General features: G+C 71.9%; 15 protein-coding genes. 7 read left to right on the forward strand and 8 right to left on the reverse strand.

The window, feature by feature from the left end:
* Positions 1 to 3: 3 nt before the first annotated feature.
* The 5 genes from DEJ09_RS10655 to DEJ09_RS10675 all read right to left on the reverse strand — a co-directional run bounded on the left by DEJ09_RS10655 (position 4) and on the right by DEJ09_RS10675 (position 5,650).
* On the reverse strand, positions 4 to 585 hold the full coding sequence (locus DEJ09_RS10655) for a GNAT family N-acetyltransferase (RefSeq protein WP_111088540.1): 582 nt from the start codon (positions 583 to 585) through the stop codon (positions 4 to 6).
* 139 nt (positions 586 to 724) lie between these two features.
* Positions 725 to 2,323 (reverse strand): dihydrolipoamide acetyltransferase family protein, encoded by a 1,599-nt coding sequence (locus DEJ09_RS10660; RefSeq protein WP_111088542.1) that lies wholly within the window; start codon positions 2,321 to 2,323, stop codon positions 725 to 727.
* Between the two features lie 41 nt (positions 2,324 to 2,364).
* Positions 2,365 to 3,324: an alpha-ketoacid dehydrogenase subunit beta gene (locus DEJ09_RS10665; RefSeq protein ID WP_111088585.1), complete on the reverse strand. Its 960-nt coding sequence runs from the start codon at positions 3,322 to 3,324 to the stop codon at positions 2,365 to 2,367.
* A gap of 86 nt (positions 3,325 to 3,410) precedes the next feature.
* Positions 3,411 to 4,547: a thiamine pyrophosphate-dependent dehydrogenase E1 component subunit alpha gene (locus DEJ09_RS10670; protein WP_111088544.1), complete on the reverse strand. Its 1,137-nt coding sequence runs from the start codon at positions 4,545 to 4,547 to the stop codon at positions 3,411 to 3,413.
* A 23-nt stretch (positions 4,548 to 4,570) separates the two neighbouring features.
* A complete protein-coding gene (locus DEJ09_RS10675) occupies positions 4,571 to 5,650 on the reverse strand; it encodes a histidinol-phosphate transaminase (RefSeq protein ID WP_111088546.1) in 1,080 nt (359 codons plus the stop codon).
* 60 nt (positions 5,651 to 5,710) lie between these two features.
* On the opposite strand from DEJ09_RS10675, the gene DEJ09_RS10680 reads away from it, so the two are divergent.
* The 5 genes from DEJ09_RS10680 to DEJ09_RS10700 all read left to right on the forward strand — a co-directional run bounded on the left by DEJ09_RS10680 (position 5,711) and on the right by DEJ09_RS10700 (position 10,240).
* The gene (locus tag DEJ09_RS10680) at positions 5,711 to 6,109 is read left to right on the forward strand and encodes a phage holin family protein (RefSeq protein ID WP_071404898.1); all 399 of its coding nucleotides are present in this window, start codon (positions 5,711 to 5,713) and stop codon (positions 6,107 to 6,109) included.
* A gap of 47 nt (positions 6,110 to 6,156) precedes the next feature.
* Positions 6,157 to 6,669, forward strand: coding sequence for a low molecular weight protein-tyrosine-phosphatase (locus tag DEJ09_RS10685; RefSeq protein WP_017886476.1), 513 nt, complete (start codon positions 6,157 to 6,159; stop codon positions 6,667 to 6,669).
* Entirely contained in the window at positions 6,666 to 8,051 is a 1,386-nt protein-coding gene (gene purB, locus DEJ09_RS10690) for an adenylosuccinate lyase (RefSeq protein ID WP_111032994.1), read from the forward strand. Before DEJ09_RS10685 ends, purB begins: the two co-directional genes overlap by 4 nt.
* Positions 8,052 to 8,216: 165 nt before the next feature.
* A complete protein-coding gene (locus DEJ09_RS10695; RefSeq protein WP_146245705.1) occupies positions 8,217 to 9,431 on the forward strand; it encodes a hypothetical protein in 1,215 nt (404 codons plus the stop codon).
* Between the two features lie 2 nt (positions 9,432 to 9,433).
* Complete coding sequence (locus tag DEJ09_RS10700; RefSeq protein WP_258373867.1) at positions 9,434 to 10,240, forward strand: L,D-transpeptidase family protein; 807 nt, start codon at positions 9,434 to 9,436, stop codon at positions 10,238 to 10,240.
* Positions 10,241 to 10,305: 65 nt separating this feature from the next.
* Here the strand turns inward: DEJ09_RS10700 and DEJ09_RS10705 are convergent, their stop codons facing one another.
* On the reverse strand, positions 10,306 to 11,220 hold the full coding sequence (locus tag DEJ09_RS10705) for a LysR family transcriptional regulator (protein ID WP_111088550.1): 915 nt from the start codon (positions 11,218 to 11,220) through the stop codon (positions 10,306 to 10,308).
* A 72-nt stretch (positions 11,221 to 11,292) separates the two neighbouring features.
* Here DEJ09_RS10705 and DEJ09_RS10710 point away from each other — a divergent pair, with 72 nt between their 5' ends.
* Complete coding sequence (locus DEJ09_RS10710; RefSeq protein ID WP_258373868.1) at positions 11,293 to 12,315, forward strand: EamA family transporter; 1,023 nt, start codon at positions 11,293 to 11,295, stop codon at positions 12,313 to 12,315.
* Here DEJ09_RS10710 and DEJ09_RS10715 read toward each other — a convergent pair.
* Together DEJ09_RS10715 and DEJ09_RS10720 are read right to left on the reverse strand one after the other, a co-directional pair.
* Positions 12,284 to 13,261, reverse strand: coding sequence for an epimerase (locus DEJ09_RS10715; RefSeq protein ID WP_110864975.1), 978 nt, complete (start codon positions 13,259 to 13,261; stop codon positions 12,284 to 12,286). The two genes, DEJ09_RS10710 and DEJ09_RS10715, sit on opposite strands and share 32 nt — an antisense overlap.
* 1 nt (position 13,262) lies before the next feature.
* Positions 13,263 to 13,931: a DUF4166 domain-containing protein gene (locus DEJ09_RS10720; protein WP_111088552.1), complete on the reverse strand. Its 669-nt coding sequence runs from the start codon at positions 13,929 to 13,931 to the stop codon at positions 13,263 to 13,265.
* Between the two features lie 47 nt (positions 13,932 to 13,978).
* On the opposite strand from DEJ09_RS10720, the gene DEJ09_RS10725 reads away from it, so the two are divergent.
* Positions 13,979 to 14,893, forward strand: coding sequence for a cation diffusion facilitator family transporter (locus DEJ09_RS10725; RefSeq protein ID WP_111046242.1), 915 nt, complete (start codon positions 13,979 to 13,981; stop codon positions 14,891 to 14,893).
* Positions 14,894 to 14,909: the final 16 nt, after the last annotated feature.

Raw genomic sequence — 14,909 nt, forward strand, 5'->3', positions numbered from 1 at the left:
GGGTCAGGCGTTGGCGACGAGCCAGGCGAACTGCTCGTCGGAGAGCAGCCGATCGGTCCAGACCTGCCCCTCGACGCCGGCGGCCGCACGGTTCTGCGCGGCGGGAGCCCCCTGCCACACCAGCGACAGCCCGGCACGACGCAGCACGGCTGCAGAAGCAGGGTTGTTCGTGAGCACCCGGCCGGTCACCGGGACGTCCGGAGCAGTGTCGGCGGCGGCACGCACGGCAGCGAGGGCGATCTCGGACGCGAAGCCCTGCCCCCATGCCGCGGGCGCCAGGCGGTAGCCGAGGTTCCAGACCCCACCGGCGGTCATGTCGACCCCGCCCACACCCACGAAGGCGTGGTCGGATGCGGTGCGGACCGCCCAGGACCCGAGGCCGTGGCGTGCACGACCGCCGATCTTGCGCTGCACCATGTCCACGCTCGAGCTCCGCGCCACGTGCCGACCCGTGGGCAGGTGCTGCCACGTGCGGGCGTCCGAGAAGAGCGCGTGCACGTCGTCGATGTCGGCCGGGGTCAGCGGGGTGAGCAGGAGGCGATCCGTTCGGATCTCCTGCGAGGGGGTCAGGAGCTGGTGGACCATGCACCGATCATGCCGCCGACCCCCGACATCCGTGTGAACACCACGCGACGTTTGCGGAAGCCCGCAGATGGTGAGCAGGAATGGTCGGGTGGCTCGAAGCAACCCGACCACTTCTGCTCACGAAGCGGAACGACCGACGCTAGTCGAGCAGGAGCGCGGGCTCCTCGAGCACCGAGGCGACGTCGTGCACGAAGCGGGACGCCACGTCACCGTCGACGACCCGGTGGTCGAACGACGCACCGATCGTGGTCACCATGCGCGAGCGGACCTCGCCGTCGACGACCCACGGCTTCGGCTTGATCGTGCCCATGGCGACGATCGCGACCTCGCCCGGGTTGAGGATCGGGGTCCCCGTGTCCATGCCGAACACACCGATGTTCGTGATCGATACGGTGCCGTTCGCCATCTGCTTCGGCGTGGTCTTGCCGTCGCGGGCGGTCAGGGTGAGTTCCTCGAGCGCCTCCGCCAGCTCGAGCAGCGACATGTCCTGCGCGTCCTTGATGTTCGGCACGATGAGCCCGCGCGGGGTCGCCGCGGCGATGCCGAGGTTCACGAAGTGGTGGACGATGATCTCTCGGTCGGTCCAGGTCGAGTTCACCGAACGGTTCCGGCGGACGGCCCAGATGACGGCCTTCGCGACGATGAGCAGCGGCGAGACCTTGACGCCGGCGAACGTCGGCGAGGCCTTGAGCCGCTTGACGAACTCCATCGTGTGGGTCGCGTCGACGTCGACGAACAGCGACACGTGCGGTGCCGTGAACGCGGACGTGGTCATCGCGGTGGCGATGGCCTTGCGGACGCCCTTGACCGGAATCGTCTCGCTGCGGACCTCACCCCACTCGGGCGTCTCGATGTTCCGGAAGACGCTGGCCTGCTTCGCGTGCCGGATGACGTCGTCGCGGGTGACCTCGCCGGCCAGACCGGTCGCGACGATCTCGGTCAGTTCGACGCCGAGGTCCTTCGCGAGCTTCCGGATCGGCGGCTTCGCCAGCACGTTGGTCGCAGTGCTCTGCTTGTGCGCGGAGCCCGTGCCGAGGGCGCTGATCGCCTCGGCGGTGCTCTCCTCGCCCGGGTCGACGGAGGCTTCGGCCGCCGCGGCGGTGTCCACACTGGAGGCGCGGCTCGCCTCGGCCGCGAGCGCTGCGGCCCGGCGGGCGCCCGGCTTGCGACGGGAGGGCGACGAGGTCGCCGAGCCGTAGCCGACGAGGACGGCACCGGAGGACTCGTCGGTGCCCTGGACGGTCGCGTCGACGGCGACCGGCTGCACCGGCGCCGCCGGTGCAGGCGCAGCAGCGGGGGTCGGCGCCGCTGCGACCGGAGCGGGGGCAGCAGCGCGCGCCGGAGCGGGCGGGGTCTGCGCGACCGGGGCCGACGGGGCGGCAAGGGCCGGCGGGGTGGACGCGACCATGGGCGAGACCGGGGCGGTCTGGGCGACGGGCGCCGCGCCTCCAGGCTGTTCCGCAGGCGGCGTGAGGGCCGCACCGGAGGCGACCGACGCGTCCGAGTCGACGCGGATGATCGGCTTGCCCACCTCGACCGTGTCTCCCTCGGACACGAGCAGGCCCGTGACGGTGCCGGCGAACGGCGACGGGAGCTCGACGAGCGACTTCGCGGTCTCGATCTCGACGAGCACCTGGTCGACGGCGATCTCGTCCCCGATCGCGACGCGCCACTGCACGATCTCGGCCTCGGTGAGGCCTTCACCCACGTCGGGCAGGGGGAATTCGGCGGCGGCCACTACGGCTCCTTCGCGGATCTGGTCGTGCTCGGTCGGACGGGTCAGTAGGCGAGGGCGCGGTCGACGGCCTCGAGGATGCGGTCGGCATCCGGCAGGTGCAGGTGCTCGAGCTTCGACACCGGGAACGGCACGTCGAAGCCGGAGACCCGCAGCGGCGGTGCCTGCATCGTGTAGAACGCCCGCTCGGCGACGGTCGCGGCGATCTCGCTGCCGACGCTGACGAAGCCCGAGGCCTCTTGTGCGATGACCAGGCGACCGGTCTTGCGGACGGAGGCGAGCAGCGGCTCCCAGTCGATCGGCGAGATCGAGCGGAGGTCGATGACCTCGCAACTGGTGCCCTCGGCCTCGGCGATGTCCGCCGCCTGCATCAGGGTGGCGACCATCGCGCCGTGTCCGACGAGCGTGACCTCGGTGCCGGTACGGGCGACGCGGGTCGTGTGCATCGGGACGTGGCCGTCGACGAGGTCCACCTGGCCCTTGGGCCAGTAGCGGGACTTCGGCTCGAGGAAGATCACCGGGTCCTTCGACGCGATGGCTTCCTGGATCATCCAGTAGGCGTCGTTCGGGGTGCTCGGGCTGACGACCCGCAGACCCGGGGTGTGCGCGAAGTACGCCTCGGGGGACTCCTGGTGGTGCTCCACGGCGCCGATGTGGCCGCCGTAGGGGATGCGGATGACGACGGGCAGCGACATGTGTGCCGGCAGGCGGTTCGCCATCTTCGCGAGCTGCGAGGTGATCTGGTCGAAGCCGGGCCACACGAAGCCGTCGAACTGGATCTCGACGACCGGGCGGTAGCCGCGCAGGGCGAGGCCGATCGCGGTGCCGATGATGCCGGCCTCGGCGAGCGGGGTGTCCCGCACGCGCTCGGAGCCGAAGCGGTCCTGCAGGCCCTCGGTGATGCGGAAGACGCCGCCCAGCTGGCCGATGTCCTCGCCCATCAGCAGGACCTTGTCGTCCGCTTCCATGGCCGCGGCGAGCCCGGCGTTGAGGGCCTTGGCCATCGGCAGGGTCGGGGTGGGGTCGCTCGGGACCTCGCCGGCGCCCGGGTGGGAGCGCAGCGTGTAGTCGAAGAGCTGCTCGGTGGTGCTCATGCGTGGGCGCCCCCTTCGAAGCCGGCCTCGTACTGGGCGAGCCAGGCCTTCTGCTCGGTGATCCGCGGGTGCGGTTCGCGGTACACGTTGTCGAACATGACGTCGACGGACGGTGCGGTCAGGGCGACGGTGCGGCGTCGGACGTCGGCGGCGATGTCGTCGCCCTCTTCGTCGAACGCGGCGAACTGCTCGTCCGTCGCACCCTTCGAGCGCAGGTACGCCTCGGACCGGACGATCGGGTCGCGCAGGACCCACTCCTCGAGCTCGCCGTCGGCGCGGTACCGGCTCGGGTCGTCGGAGCTGGTGTGCGCACCGATGCGGTAGGTGTCGGCCTCGATGAAGGCCGGGCCCTGGCCGCTGCGGGCGTGCTCGGTCGCGACGACCGAGGCCGTGTAGGAGGCGAGGATGTCGTTGCCGTCGATCAGGACGCTCGGGATCCCGAAGCCGCGCGGGCGGTCGACGAGCGGCGTCGGGGACTGCACCGACACCGGCACCGAGATGGCCCAGTGGTTGTTCTGCAGGAAGAAGACGACCGGCGCCTTGGTCGACGCGGAGAACACGAAGGCCTCGTTCACGTCGCCCTGGCTGGTGGCGCCGTCGCCGAAGTAGACGATCGAGCAGGCGTCGCGGTCCGGGTCGCCCGTGCCGACGTCGCCGTCGAGCTTCTGGCCGAGCGCGTACCCGGTGGCGTGCAGGGTCTGCGAGCCGATCACCAGGGTGGAGATGTGCGTGTTGCCGCGCTGGTCCGGGTCCCATCCGCCGTGGGTCTGCCCGCGGTACATCGCGATGATCTCCATCGGCTCGACGCCGCGGTGCATCGTGACGGCGTGCTCGCGGTACGACGGGAACACGTGGTCCTGGGCACGCAGGGCAAAGGCCGAGCCGGTCTGTGCCGCCTCTTGCCCGTGGCTGGGCACCCACAGGCCGAGCTGGCCGGTGCGCTGGAGGTTGTGGCCGGCGTGGTCGAACCGACGGGTGAGCACCATGCGGCGGTGCATCGCCAGCAGGGTCTCGTCGGGGATCGCCCGCGCGGCGGCGGCGAACTCGGCGTTCTCGTCGGTCTCCACGAACCGACCCTCGGGGTCGAGGAGCCGGACGGTGGTCGTCGCGGGAGCCGCGGCGCGGAATGACATGCGGGCCAGCGTAGCGCCAGGCACTAGTCGGCCACCTGGAGGTCCCCCACAAGTGAGCGGGCTGTTTGGAGGAGCGTTTCCACAGCTTCGTGCTCGCCGATCGAGATGCGGATGCCCTCTGGCGGGAAGGCCCGGACGATGATGCCGGCATCCTCGAACGCGGCCGCCGCGGTGGACGTCCGCTCGCCCGTCGGCAGCCAGAGGAAGTTGCCCTGGGCGTCGGGGACGTCCCAGCCCTGGGCCCGGAGCTCGACGACGATCCGGTCGCGCAGGGTGGCGATCTCGGTCACGCGCTCGAGCAGCTCGGCCTCGCGTTCCAGGCTGGCGAGCGCCGCCGCCTGGCCCTGGGCGGTCACGGACAACGGGATCGCGCAGGCCCGGACGGCGTCGAGCACGTAGTCCGGACCGAGCGCGTAGCCCACCCGGAGGCCGGCGAGCCCGTACGCCTTCGAGAAGGTGCGGAGGACCACGAGGTTGGGGTGCGCGGCGAGCAGCGGGTGGCCGTGCACGGCGGCTTCGTCGGTCACGAACTCGGCGTATGCCTCGTCGAGCACGACCAGCACCGACTGCGGCACCGCGGCCATGAACGCGTCGAACTCCGCGGCGGTCACGATCGGCCCCGTCGGGTTGTTCGGCGAGCAGACGAGCACCATGCGGGTGCGCTCGGTGACGGCCGCGGCCATCGCGTCGAGGTCGTGCCCGCCGTCGGCGCGGTTCGGCACCTGCACGCTCGTGGCGCCGGCAACCGTGACGACGCCCGGGTACGCCTCGAACGAGCGCCAGGCGTAGACGATCTCGTCACCAGGGCCGGAGGTCGCGCGGGCGAGCTCGTGCAGGATCGCGACACTGCCCGGGGCGACGTGCACCTGCTCGGCGGTCAGCCCGAAGCGGTTGGCCAGCACGGCGCGCAGGGCGAGGGCGGTGGCGTCGGGGTACCGGTTGTACGAGGTCTGGGCCTGCACGGCCTCGACGACCCCGGGGAGCGGCGGGAACGGGTTCTCGTTGCTCGACAGCTTGAAGGCGGAGTCGGACGCCTGTCGCCCCTGCTTGTACGCGGGGAGGACGGCCACCTCGGGCCGGATGTGCACACGCTGCTCGCTCACGGGTTCAGGCTACCGGCAGGCCCACGGCACCCACGAGGGGAACGAGGGCATCATGGGCGCATGCGATTCCTCGTCCGCCTCGTCGTCAACGCCCTCGCGCTCTGGCTCACCACGCTCATCGTCAGCGGCGTCTCCGTGACGCCGTTCGGCGACGGCGGGACCACTGCGACCGTCCTCACCTTCCTGCTCGTGGCGTTCGTGTTCGGTCTCGTGAACGCGGTGATCGGAACGCTCATCCGGATCGTGGCGTTCCCGCTCTACATCCTCACGCTCGGGCTCATCTCGTTCGTCGTGAACGCGATCCTGCTGCTCATCGTCGCGGGGATCTCGGAGGCGTTCGGCTTCGGGCTCGAGGTCGACTCCTTCGGCTGGGGCATCGTCGGTGCCTTCGTGCTCGCGGTCTTCGCCTGGCTGATCGGGCTCTTCGCCCGCCCGGTGCTCAACCGCCAGCGGGCGTGACCCCGGCGGACCTCGCGGAGGACCCCGCCCTGCGTCATGATGTGCTCATGACCCAGGACGTCGACGCCCCGTTCCGCGTCTCGTTCGTCTGCAGCGGCAACATCTGCCGCTCCCCCATGGCCGGTGTCGTGTTCGCGCAGATCGCCGCGGACGCCGGTCTCGCCGACCGGTTCCAGGTGGAGTCGGCCGGTACCGGTGACTGGCACGTCGGCGAACCCGCCGACGAGCGCACGATCGCAGCGCTGGCGGCGCGCGGATACGATGGCAGCAGGCATCGCGCCCGTCAGTTCGACCCGGACCGGTTCCCGGACCTCGACCTGGTGGTCGCACTCGACCGCTCCCACGAGCGCATCCTGCGTTCGTGGGCCCCGACCATGGACGACTCCGCCAAGGTGACGCTCCTGTTGCGGTACGACGCCGCCTGGCCCCAGCAGGCCGACGTGCCGGACCCGTACTACGCGGACCGGCACGAGTTCGACCGAGTGCTCTCGACCGTCGAACGGGCCTGCCGGGCGCTCTTCCACCAGCTCGAGCCGGCAGTCCGTCAGGGAGCCCCATGACCCCCCTTCCCCCGCAGCCGATCAGCCCGCTCGACGGGCGCTACTACCCGATCGTGCACACGGTGGGCGAGCACCTCTCCGAGGCCGGCCTCAACCGCGCGCGCATCGTGGTCGAGGTCGAGTGGCTCATCTTCCTGACCGACCACGCGATGTTCACCACCTCGCCGCTCAGCGTCGACGACAAGGCAGCACTGCGCCGGATCGTCGAGACCTTCGGCCAGGACCAGATCGCGGAGCTCGCCGAGATCGAGGCGACGACCCGTCACGACGTCAAGGCCGTCGAGTACTTCGTGCGCCGCCGACTGTCCGAGCTCGGGCTCGACGCGATCGCCGAGCTCACCCACTTCGCCGCCACCAGCGAGGACGTCAACAACCTGTCCTACGCACTCACCGTGCGGGACACCGTCGACCAGGTCTGGCTGCCCGGCTTCCGTGCCGTGCTCGAGAAGCTCCGGACGCTCGCCGTCGAGCTGAAGAGCGTGCCGATGCTCTCGCACACCCACGGTCAGCCGGCCACCCCGACGACGCTCGGCAAGGAGCTCGCGGTCGTCGTCTACCGACTCGAGCGCGTGCTCGCCCAGATCGAGGGCGGCGAGTACCTCGGCAAGTTCTCCGGCGCGACCGGCACCTTCTCGGCACACCTCGCCGCCGACCCCGAGGCCGACTGGCCCGCGCTGTCCCGCGAGTTCGTCGAGGGCCTCGGCCTGACATGGAACCCGCTCACCACGCAGATCGAGTCGCACGACTGGCAGGCCGAGCTCTACGACCGGGTGCGTCACGCCAACCGGATCCTGCACAACCTGGCCACCGACGTGTGGACCTACATCTCGATGGGGTACTTCACGCAGATCCCCGTGGCGGGTGCCACCGGGTCGTCGACGATGCCCCACAAGATCAACCCGATCAAGTTCGAGAACGCCGAGGCGAACCTCGAGATCTCGTCGGCGCTCTTCTCGACGCTGTCCGAGACCCTCGTGACGAGCCGACTGCAGCGCGACCTGACCGACTCCACCACGCAGCGGAACATCGGCGTCGCGTTCGGGCACTCGCTGCTCGCGCTCGACAACCTGCGCCGCGGACTGGGCGAGATCGCCGTGAACGAGGCCAAGCTCGCCGACGACCTCGACCACAACTGGGAGGTCCTCGCCGAGGCCATCCAGACGGTCATCCGTGCCGAGGTCACCGCCGGGCAGTCGAACATCGAGGACCCCTACGCGATGCTCAAGGAGCTCACGCGGGGCAAGCGGGTGAGCCAGCAGGACCTCATCGTGTTCGTGAACCGTCTGGACATCTCCGACGGCGCGAAGGCCCGGCTGACCAACCTGACGCCGGCGACCTACACGGGCCTGGCGGACGAGCTGGTCGACCACCTCGACGTCTGAGCACGACGGACCGGCGGCCGGACGGTCGTCGGTCCGTCATCGGATCCGCGTCCGGGGGTGCGGAATCCTGAGCGGTTCGATAGGTTCGTATCGCTGAGTACATCTCAGCACGGGGGGCGTCGCAGTGGATGCACCCTGTCCACTGACCGGATGGATCTCCACACCGTGCTTCGTTCTCGCATCACCGCGGCCGCCGTCGGCGCCACCGTGCTCGGCGTCTCCGCCGCCCTCGTCCCGACGGTCTCGACCGCCCTGGTGACGAGCACCGCTGCTTCGGCCATCGTCACCTGGACCGACTCGGCCGACGACTTCACCGCCGCGCCGACCGGCACCTTCCCGCTGACCGACCAGTGGTACTGGGCGTCCGTGACCGACCTGGACGGTGGCGGTTCGATCACCGACCACGCCACGCTGGACGAGGACGGCCTGTCCGTCTCCGAGGGCGAGGCCGTCGGCCTGGTCCGCGGCCTGAACGAGCCCGTGCCCGCGAGCAGCGTCCCCGCCCTCGCCGCCGGCATCAGCATGACGACCACCGGCGCGACGAGCTTCGGTCTCGCGGTCCAGGAGGGCGGCGACACCAGCGCGCAGACCGTGGTCTTCGCCACGGACGCGCCCGAGACCGGTGACGGCGTCGGCATCTCCGACGGCACCAGCAACTGGATCGACCCCGCGACCGGCGAGGTCGAGTCGACGACGGAGCTCACGGCCGACCTCGAGGCCGCCGACGCGCAGGTCGTCGGGTACGTCGTCTACGTCGGCATCGACGTCGCCGCCGACACCACGGCCCCGCCGACGCCCGAGCCGACCGAGACGCCCGCTCCGACCGACGAGCCCACCCCGGCCCCGACCGTCGACGGCACCCCGGCACCGAGCGCGCTGCCCAGCAGCGAGCTGAAGAGCCTCGCCGCCCCGCTCGAGGCGAACGGTCAGTCCCTCGCCGCCGACGCCAGCGGTTCGATCTCCGCGCTGCGCATCGACGACACCACGACGTACTTCACGCCGCAGCCCACCGCGGCCGCCGAGCTCCTCACCCCGACGGCCACGCTGACCGAGGCCACCACCACCGGTGTCCGCATCCAGGGCTCGGGCTTCGCTCCGAACGAGCTCGTCGGCGCCGGCGTCGGCACCGGCGCCCAGGGCACCGACATCCCCGGGGTCGCGTTCCGCGCCGACGCCGACGGCAACGTCTCCGGCACCATCGTCCTGCCCGCCGACTTCGTGAACACCGCCGGCGCGTACAGCGTCGGTCTCGTCGGCGCCTCGTCGGCGCAGGCCGCGCAGGCCGCGCTCACCGTCACGGCCGACCCGGCCGCTGCCGGTGACCCGGGCACGGCACCGGTCGCCGTCCCGGTGCCCGGAACGGCGAACTTCACGGGCTGATCTTGCCGATCCTCCCGACCGAGCCACGGCGGCGTGCGACTGTGATCGCCGCCGCCGTGGCCGTCGTCTGCGCAGGGGCCGTCGCGTTCGTCGCGCTCGGTCCCCTGTCAGCCGCGCCCGCCCCGACACCGACCCGGTCCGTCGCGGCACCGACGCCCACCCCCACGACGACACCGGAGCCGACGCGGTCGGCAGCACCCGTCGACGCGCTCGACGCCCCGGCCAGCACCACGGTCGCTGCCGTGACCGGCGCGTCCGTCCCGGTCAGCGCGAGCGCGGGCGGCACGGCGACACAGACCCTCGAGAACCCGCAGGCGTCCGGTGCCCCGCTCGTCTTCCGGGTCGTCGACCAGCAGGACGGCTGGGCGGAGGTGCAGCTCGCACAGCGCCCGAACGGCAGCACCGGTTGGGTGCCGACCAGCGCCGTCACCCTGACCGAGGACCCGTACGCGATCGTCGTCACCCGCTCGACGAAGACGCTCGACCTGTACAAGGACGGCAAGGTCGTCGACAGCTACCCCGTCGCCACCGGCACCGGCGGCACCCCGTCGCCGACCGGCCGGTTCGCGCTGACCGAGCTGCTCGCGCCGACCAACGAGGGCTACGGCCCGTACGCGTACGGCACGACGGCGTTCTCGGACGTGCTCAACTCGTTCGGCGGTGGCCCCGGCCAGATCGGGCTGCACGGCACGGAGGACACGTCGAGCATCGGCACCGCCGCCTCGCATGGCTGCATCCGCATGCACAACGCCGACATCACGGCGCTGGCGGAGCGCCTGCCGCTCGGCACGCCGTTCCAGGTGCGCTGACGTTCCAGGTGCGCTGACAGGCGGCCTGGAGGCGCGGCGTGCGCCCGGCAGTGGGCGCCACCGTCTCAGGTGGTGACGTCCAGGGCGACGGCGACCAGCGCCTCCAGGACAGTGCGCACCACGGGACGGACGGCACGGTCGGGGCGGACCAGTGCCTCGATGCGGCGTCCGGCACGGACGTCGGCGAGCTCCGCCAGGTGGAAGCGCCCGGCGGCCCGCGTCCCCGACGTGTACCGCGGGACGAGTGCGATGCCGTGGCCGCCCGCCACCAGGTTCTCGATGACCGGCAGGTGGATCGTCCGGAACGCGACACTCGGCGGGGTGTCCGTCGCCGCAGCCATCGCGTGCAGCACCCGGTCGATCGGGTAGCCCTCCGGCACGCCGATCCAGCGTTCCCCGACGACCTCGTCGATGCCCACGCGCGCGCGGCCGGCCAGCGCGTGCCCGGGCGGCAGGGCGACGTCGAGGGGTTCGCGGAGCAGCGGCACGGTGTCGACCGATCCCTGGTCCGCCGGTCGGACGCCGTCGGACCGGTGCCCGACGACGACGTCGTGGTCAGCCGCGAGCGGTGCGAACTCCCCCTCGCTGACGTCCACGTCGACCAGGGTCAGCGCGATGCCCGGGTGCGCCTGCATCCGGGTGAGCACGCCGGGCAGCAGCAGTTCCGCCGCCGACGGGAAGATCGCCAGCGACACCGGTCCGGTCGTGCCGCCGAGGTGCTCCTGCCAGGCGGCGTCCACCCGCGCGATGGCGGTCGCGACCCCGGATGCCAGGCCCGCGAGCACTTCGCCGTGCGGGGTCAGCCGGACCCCGCGCCCGACGCGTTCGACCAGCGGGACCCCGGCCTGCCGCTGCAGCGTCTGCAGCTGCTGGGAGACGGCGCTCGGTGTGCGGTGGGTGGCCTCGGCGACGGCCGTGACACTGCCGCGCTCGGCGAGCTCCCGCAGGACCGCCAGCAGCTGCACGTCGAAGTCGACCATGCAGGGACCCTACATCGTGGTTCGCGAAGGTTTCGATGGACCTACAACGTCGCGCCCGGGACGATGAGGAGCATGACCACCCGAGACCGCCTCCTCGCCGTCGTCGTCGCCGTGGTCTGGGGACTGAACTTCCCCGCGACGGCACTCGCGCTCGAGCACTTCCCACCGTTCCTGCTCGCAGCGCTGCGGTTCACGATCCTGGCGGTCCCGACGCTGCTGTTCGTGCCGCGGCCGCGGATCCCGTTCGGGCGGCTGCTGCTCGTCGGTCTCGGGCTCGGCGTGCTGCAGTTCTCGTTCCTGTACCTCAGCATGGCGTCCGGCATGCCGTCGGGGCTGGCCTCGCTCGTGCTGCAGGCCTCCGCGCCGTTCACGGTGGTGCTGGCCGGGGTGTTCCTGCGCGAGCGGCTGACCGGCCGGCAGGTCGTCGGGGTCACCGTCGCCGTGGCCGCCCTCGCCGCGATCGCCCTGCACCGTTCCCAGACCGCTGCGCTGCTGCCCGTCGTGCTCGCGCTGTGCGGTGCGCTCGGGTGGGCGATCGGCAACGTCGCGACCCGGCGGGCGGGGGCCGCGAACCCGCTGCACCTGACCCTGTGGTGGTCCGTCGTGCCGCCGGTCCCGATGGTCGTGCTGTCGCTCGTGGTCGAGGGCCCGGACCGCATCGGCACCGCTCTCGGTTCGGCGTTCACGGCGGCCGCGCTGCCCGCGGACCTCGGCCTGCTCTACATCGTGGTCGTCGCGACCCTGGTGGGCTACGGCATCTGGTCGCGGCTGCTGGCGGCCTACCCCTCGAGCACGGTCGCGCCGTTCTCGATGCTCGTGCCCGTGGTCGGGGTGCTCGCGTCGTGGGTGGCCTTCGGCGAGGTGCCCGACCTGGTCGAGGTGCTCGCCGGCGCGGTCGTCGTGGCCGCCGTGCTGTGGTCGTCACGACCGGCGCGCGACCGTGGGCCACGACCAGCCCCCGTCGACGAGGTCGCACGACGCGCCGCTGCCGTGTCGCCGAGGTCGCACGACGTGCCGCACAGACCGCTCGCGAGCGGCAGTCCGCGCGACCTCGACCCGGCGCTCAGCCCCGGTGCTGGCGACGCTCCGCGATGATCCCGGCGAGCGCCCCGCGCAGGTGCGGGTACCGGAACTCGTAGCCGGCCTGGGTCAACCGGGTCGGCACCACCCACCGGCTCTTCAGCACGAGTTCGGTCTCGGTGCGGATCGCGAACGACCCGAGCTCGAGCATCCACCGCCAGGTCGGCACCCCGAACCGGCGCCCGACGGCGTCGCGGAGGGTGGCCATCACGGTGCGGTTGTCGGACGGGTTCGGGCTCGAGATGTTCACCGGCCCCTCGATCTCCGGGTGGTCGCGGAGGAACCGGATCGACCCGAGGACGTCGGCGATGTGCACCCAGCTGAAGCGCTGCCGACCGTGCGTGGGCCGGTGGTGGTGGTACGTGCCGGCGCGGAGCCGGGAGCGCGTCGGCACCCACGGCCCGTCGTACTGCGGCCCGCCGAGGCCGGCCTGCGCGAGCCGGAGGAGCGGCAGCAGAGCGCTGCCGTCGCCGAACACGATCGCCATCCGGAGCGCCACACGACGGGTGCCGGGCAGGTCGGCGCCGAAGAAGGCGTCCTCCCACGCGCGGGCGACGGAGACCGAGAACCCCTCGCCGATCTCCCCCGTCGCTTCGTCCTGCGGTCGGTCGTCGGCGTGCCGGTAGATCGTCGCGGTCGAGGCGTTCATCCACAGCGGTGTCGGGTGCTCGGACGTGCGGATGGCCTCGGCGAGCTCGAGCGTGGTGTCCACCCGCGAGCGCATGATCTCCGCACGGTTGCGTCGGCCGTAGCGGCAGTTGACGCTCTTGCCCGCCATGTTCACGACCATCGCGGCGCCGTCGACGAGTTCCCGGATGCGCATGGTGTTGCCCCACACGGCGTCGCCGGTCCGGCCGATGGTGACGACCCGGTACCCCTCTTCCGTGAAGGCGTCCCGCAGGTACCGCCCCACGAAGCCGCTCGCTCCCGCGATCACGACGCGGCCCTTCTGGTCGCTCATCTCATCCCCGTTCTGTGTCCGGCGCGATCTCGTACCGGAACGCCCCCTCGTACCGGTACAGCGTGCCGAGCACCGGCGCCGTGAGCACCAGGGACACGCGCTGCAGGTCGGCTTCGTCATCGAATCGTTCTGTGAGCGTCACACGCGGGCTCAGGGCGGCCGGGAGGCGCACCTCGCGTCCCAGCGCCCGGAACGTCACACGCGTGGAGACCAGGCGCAGGGCGCCCGCGTCGGGACCGTCCCCGTCGACCTGCGTCCGGAGCCGGGCGCTGACGCGCCCGTGGCGACCGAGGTGGTCGACCAGGCCGTCCGGTTCGGCGGTGATGGCGTCCACCATCGTGCGGCTCCCGGAGCGGAACCGGAAGGTGCGGTGCGCGCGGACGGCGGGGCGGGCCTCCAGGCCGGTGCCGGGTCCACGACGAACGCGAGCCGGCCGGTTCTCGACCGCGAACGGGACGTCCCGCTCCCAGACCGGGAACATGACGGAGTCGCGGGCGAACACCGCGAGCACCGGCCAGAGCCACCGACGTGGGGTGCCGACGACGTCGAAGACACCCTCGCCGCGGCCGACGTGCCCGGGCCGGATCTCGCCGAAGTACGTGCGGAGTCGCGGGTGCAGCCGAGCCAGCACGTCCGGCGGTGTGGACAGCTCGTAGGGCGACCGGCTCACGGTTCGATCCTGGCATGTCGTCAGTGCGGATCCCTACGATGTCGCACATGGGACACGACCACGGGCACGGCGTCGGGCACGCCTCGGAGCGCGCCCTGCTCATCGCGTTCTGCATCTCGGCGGGCATCCTGCTCGCCGAGGTCGTGGGCGCCGTGGTCACGGGTTCGCTCGCGCTGCTCGTCGATGCCGGGCACATGGTCGTCGACACCGGCGGACTCGGCATCGGGCTCGTCGCGACGCGGCTCGCCCGCCGGTCCCCGACCGCGCAGCGCACCTGGGGCTTCCAGCGGGCCGAGGTCCTCGGGGCCACCGCACAGGCCGCGATCCTGCTCGCCGTCGGGGTCTACGTGATCATCTCGGCGGTGCAGCGGCTGTTCGTGCCGGAGGAGATCCACTCCGGGCCGCTGCTCGTCTTCGGCATCGTCGGCCTCGTCGGCAACCTGGTGGCCTACGCGGTGCTGCTGCGGGCCTCGGGCGAGGGGTTCACGTCGCGCGCCGCCCGGCTCGAGGTCCTCAACGACACCCTCGGGTCAGTCGCCGTCATCATCGCCGCGATCGTGCTCATGCTGACCGGGTGGGAGCGGGCGGACTCCGTCGCCGCGATCCTGATCGGCCTGCTCATCCTGCCGCGAGCGATCCGGCTGCTGCGCGAGACCGCGAACGTGCTGCTCGAGTCGACGCCGCCGGGGCTCGACCTCGACGACGTGCGTGGTCACATCCTCGAGCTCGACCACGTCATCGCGGTGCACGACCTGCACGCGACGCTCGTGGCGACCGGGGTGCCGAACCTGACCGCGCACGTGGTCGTCGACGACCACTGCTTCTCGACGGCGCACGCCCCGGCGATCCTCGACGAGCTGCAGCGGTGCGTGGCGGAGCACTTCGACGTGCCGGTGGAGCACTCGACGTTCCAGTTGGAGCCGGTGTCGCACCGGCGGCACGAGTACGAGGTGCACGCGTAGGGTCCGCGCTCGGGCG

Source organism: Curtobacterium sp. MCLR17_055 (assembly GCF_003234305.1).
GTDB classification, from domain to species: Bacteria; Actinomycetota; Actinomycetes; order Actinomycetales; family Microbacteriaceae; genus Curtobacterium; species Curtobacterium flaccumfaciens.

Excerpts from the sequence above, each read along its gene's own strand:
- DEJ09_RS10665 (WP_111088585.1), bottom strand. The coding sequence starts at position 3,324 with ATGGCCAAGGCCCTCAACGCCGGGCTCGCCGCGGCCATGGAAGCGGAC.
- DEJ09_RS10685 (WP_017886476.1), top strand. The coding sequence starts at position 6,157 with ATGACCCAGGACGTCGACGCCCCGTTCCGCGTCTCGTTCGTCTGCAGC.
- DEJ09_RS10725 (WP_111046242.1), top strand. The coding sequence starts at position 13,979 with ATGGGACACGACCACGGGCACGGCGTCGGGCACGCCTCGGAGCGCGCC.
- DEJ09_RS10670 (WP_111088544.1), bottom strand. The coding sequence starts at position 4,547 with ATGTCATTCCGCGCCGCGGCTCCCGCGACGACCACCGTCCGGCTCCTC.
- DEJ09_RS10680 (WP_071404898.1), top strand. The coding sequence starts at position 5,711 with ATGCGATTCCTCGTCCGCCTCGTCGTCAACGCCCTCGCGCTCTGGCTC.
- DEJ09_RS10710 (WP_258373868.1), top strand. The coding sequence starts at position 11,293 with ATGACCACCCGAGACCGCCTCCTCGCCGTCGTCGTCGCCGTGGTCTGG.
- purB (WP_111032994.1), top strand. The coding sequence starts at position 6,666 with ATGACCCCCCTTCCCCCGCAGCCGATCAGCCCGCTCGACGGGCGCTAC.
- DEJ09_RS10655 (WP_111088540.1), bottom strand. The coding sequence starts at position 585 with ATGGTCCACCAGCTCCTGACCCCCTCGCAGGAGATCCGAACGGATCGC.
- DEJ09_RS10705 (WP_111088550.1), bottom strand. The coding sequence starts at position 11,220 with ATGGTCGACTTCGACGTGCAGCTGCTGGCGGTCCTGCGGGAGCTCGCC.
- DEJ09_RS10715 (WP_110864975.1), bottom strand. The coding sequence starts at position 13,261 with ATGAGCGACCAGAAGGGCCGCGTCGTGATCGCGGGAGCGAGCGGCTTC.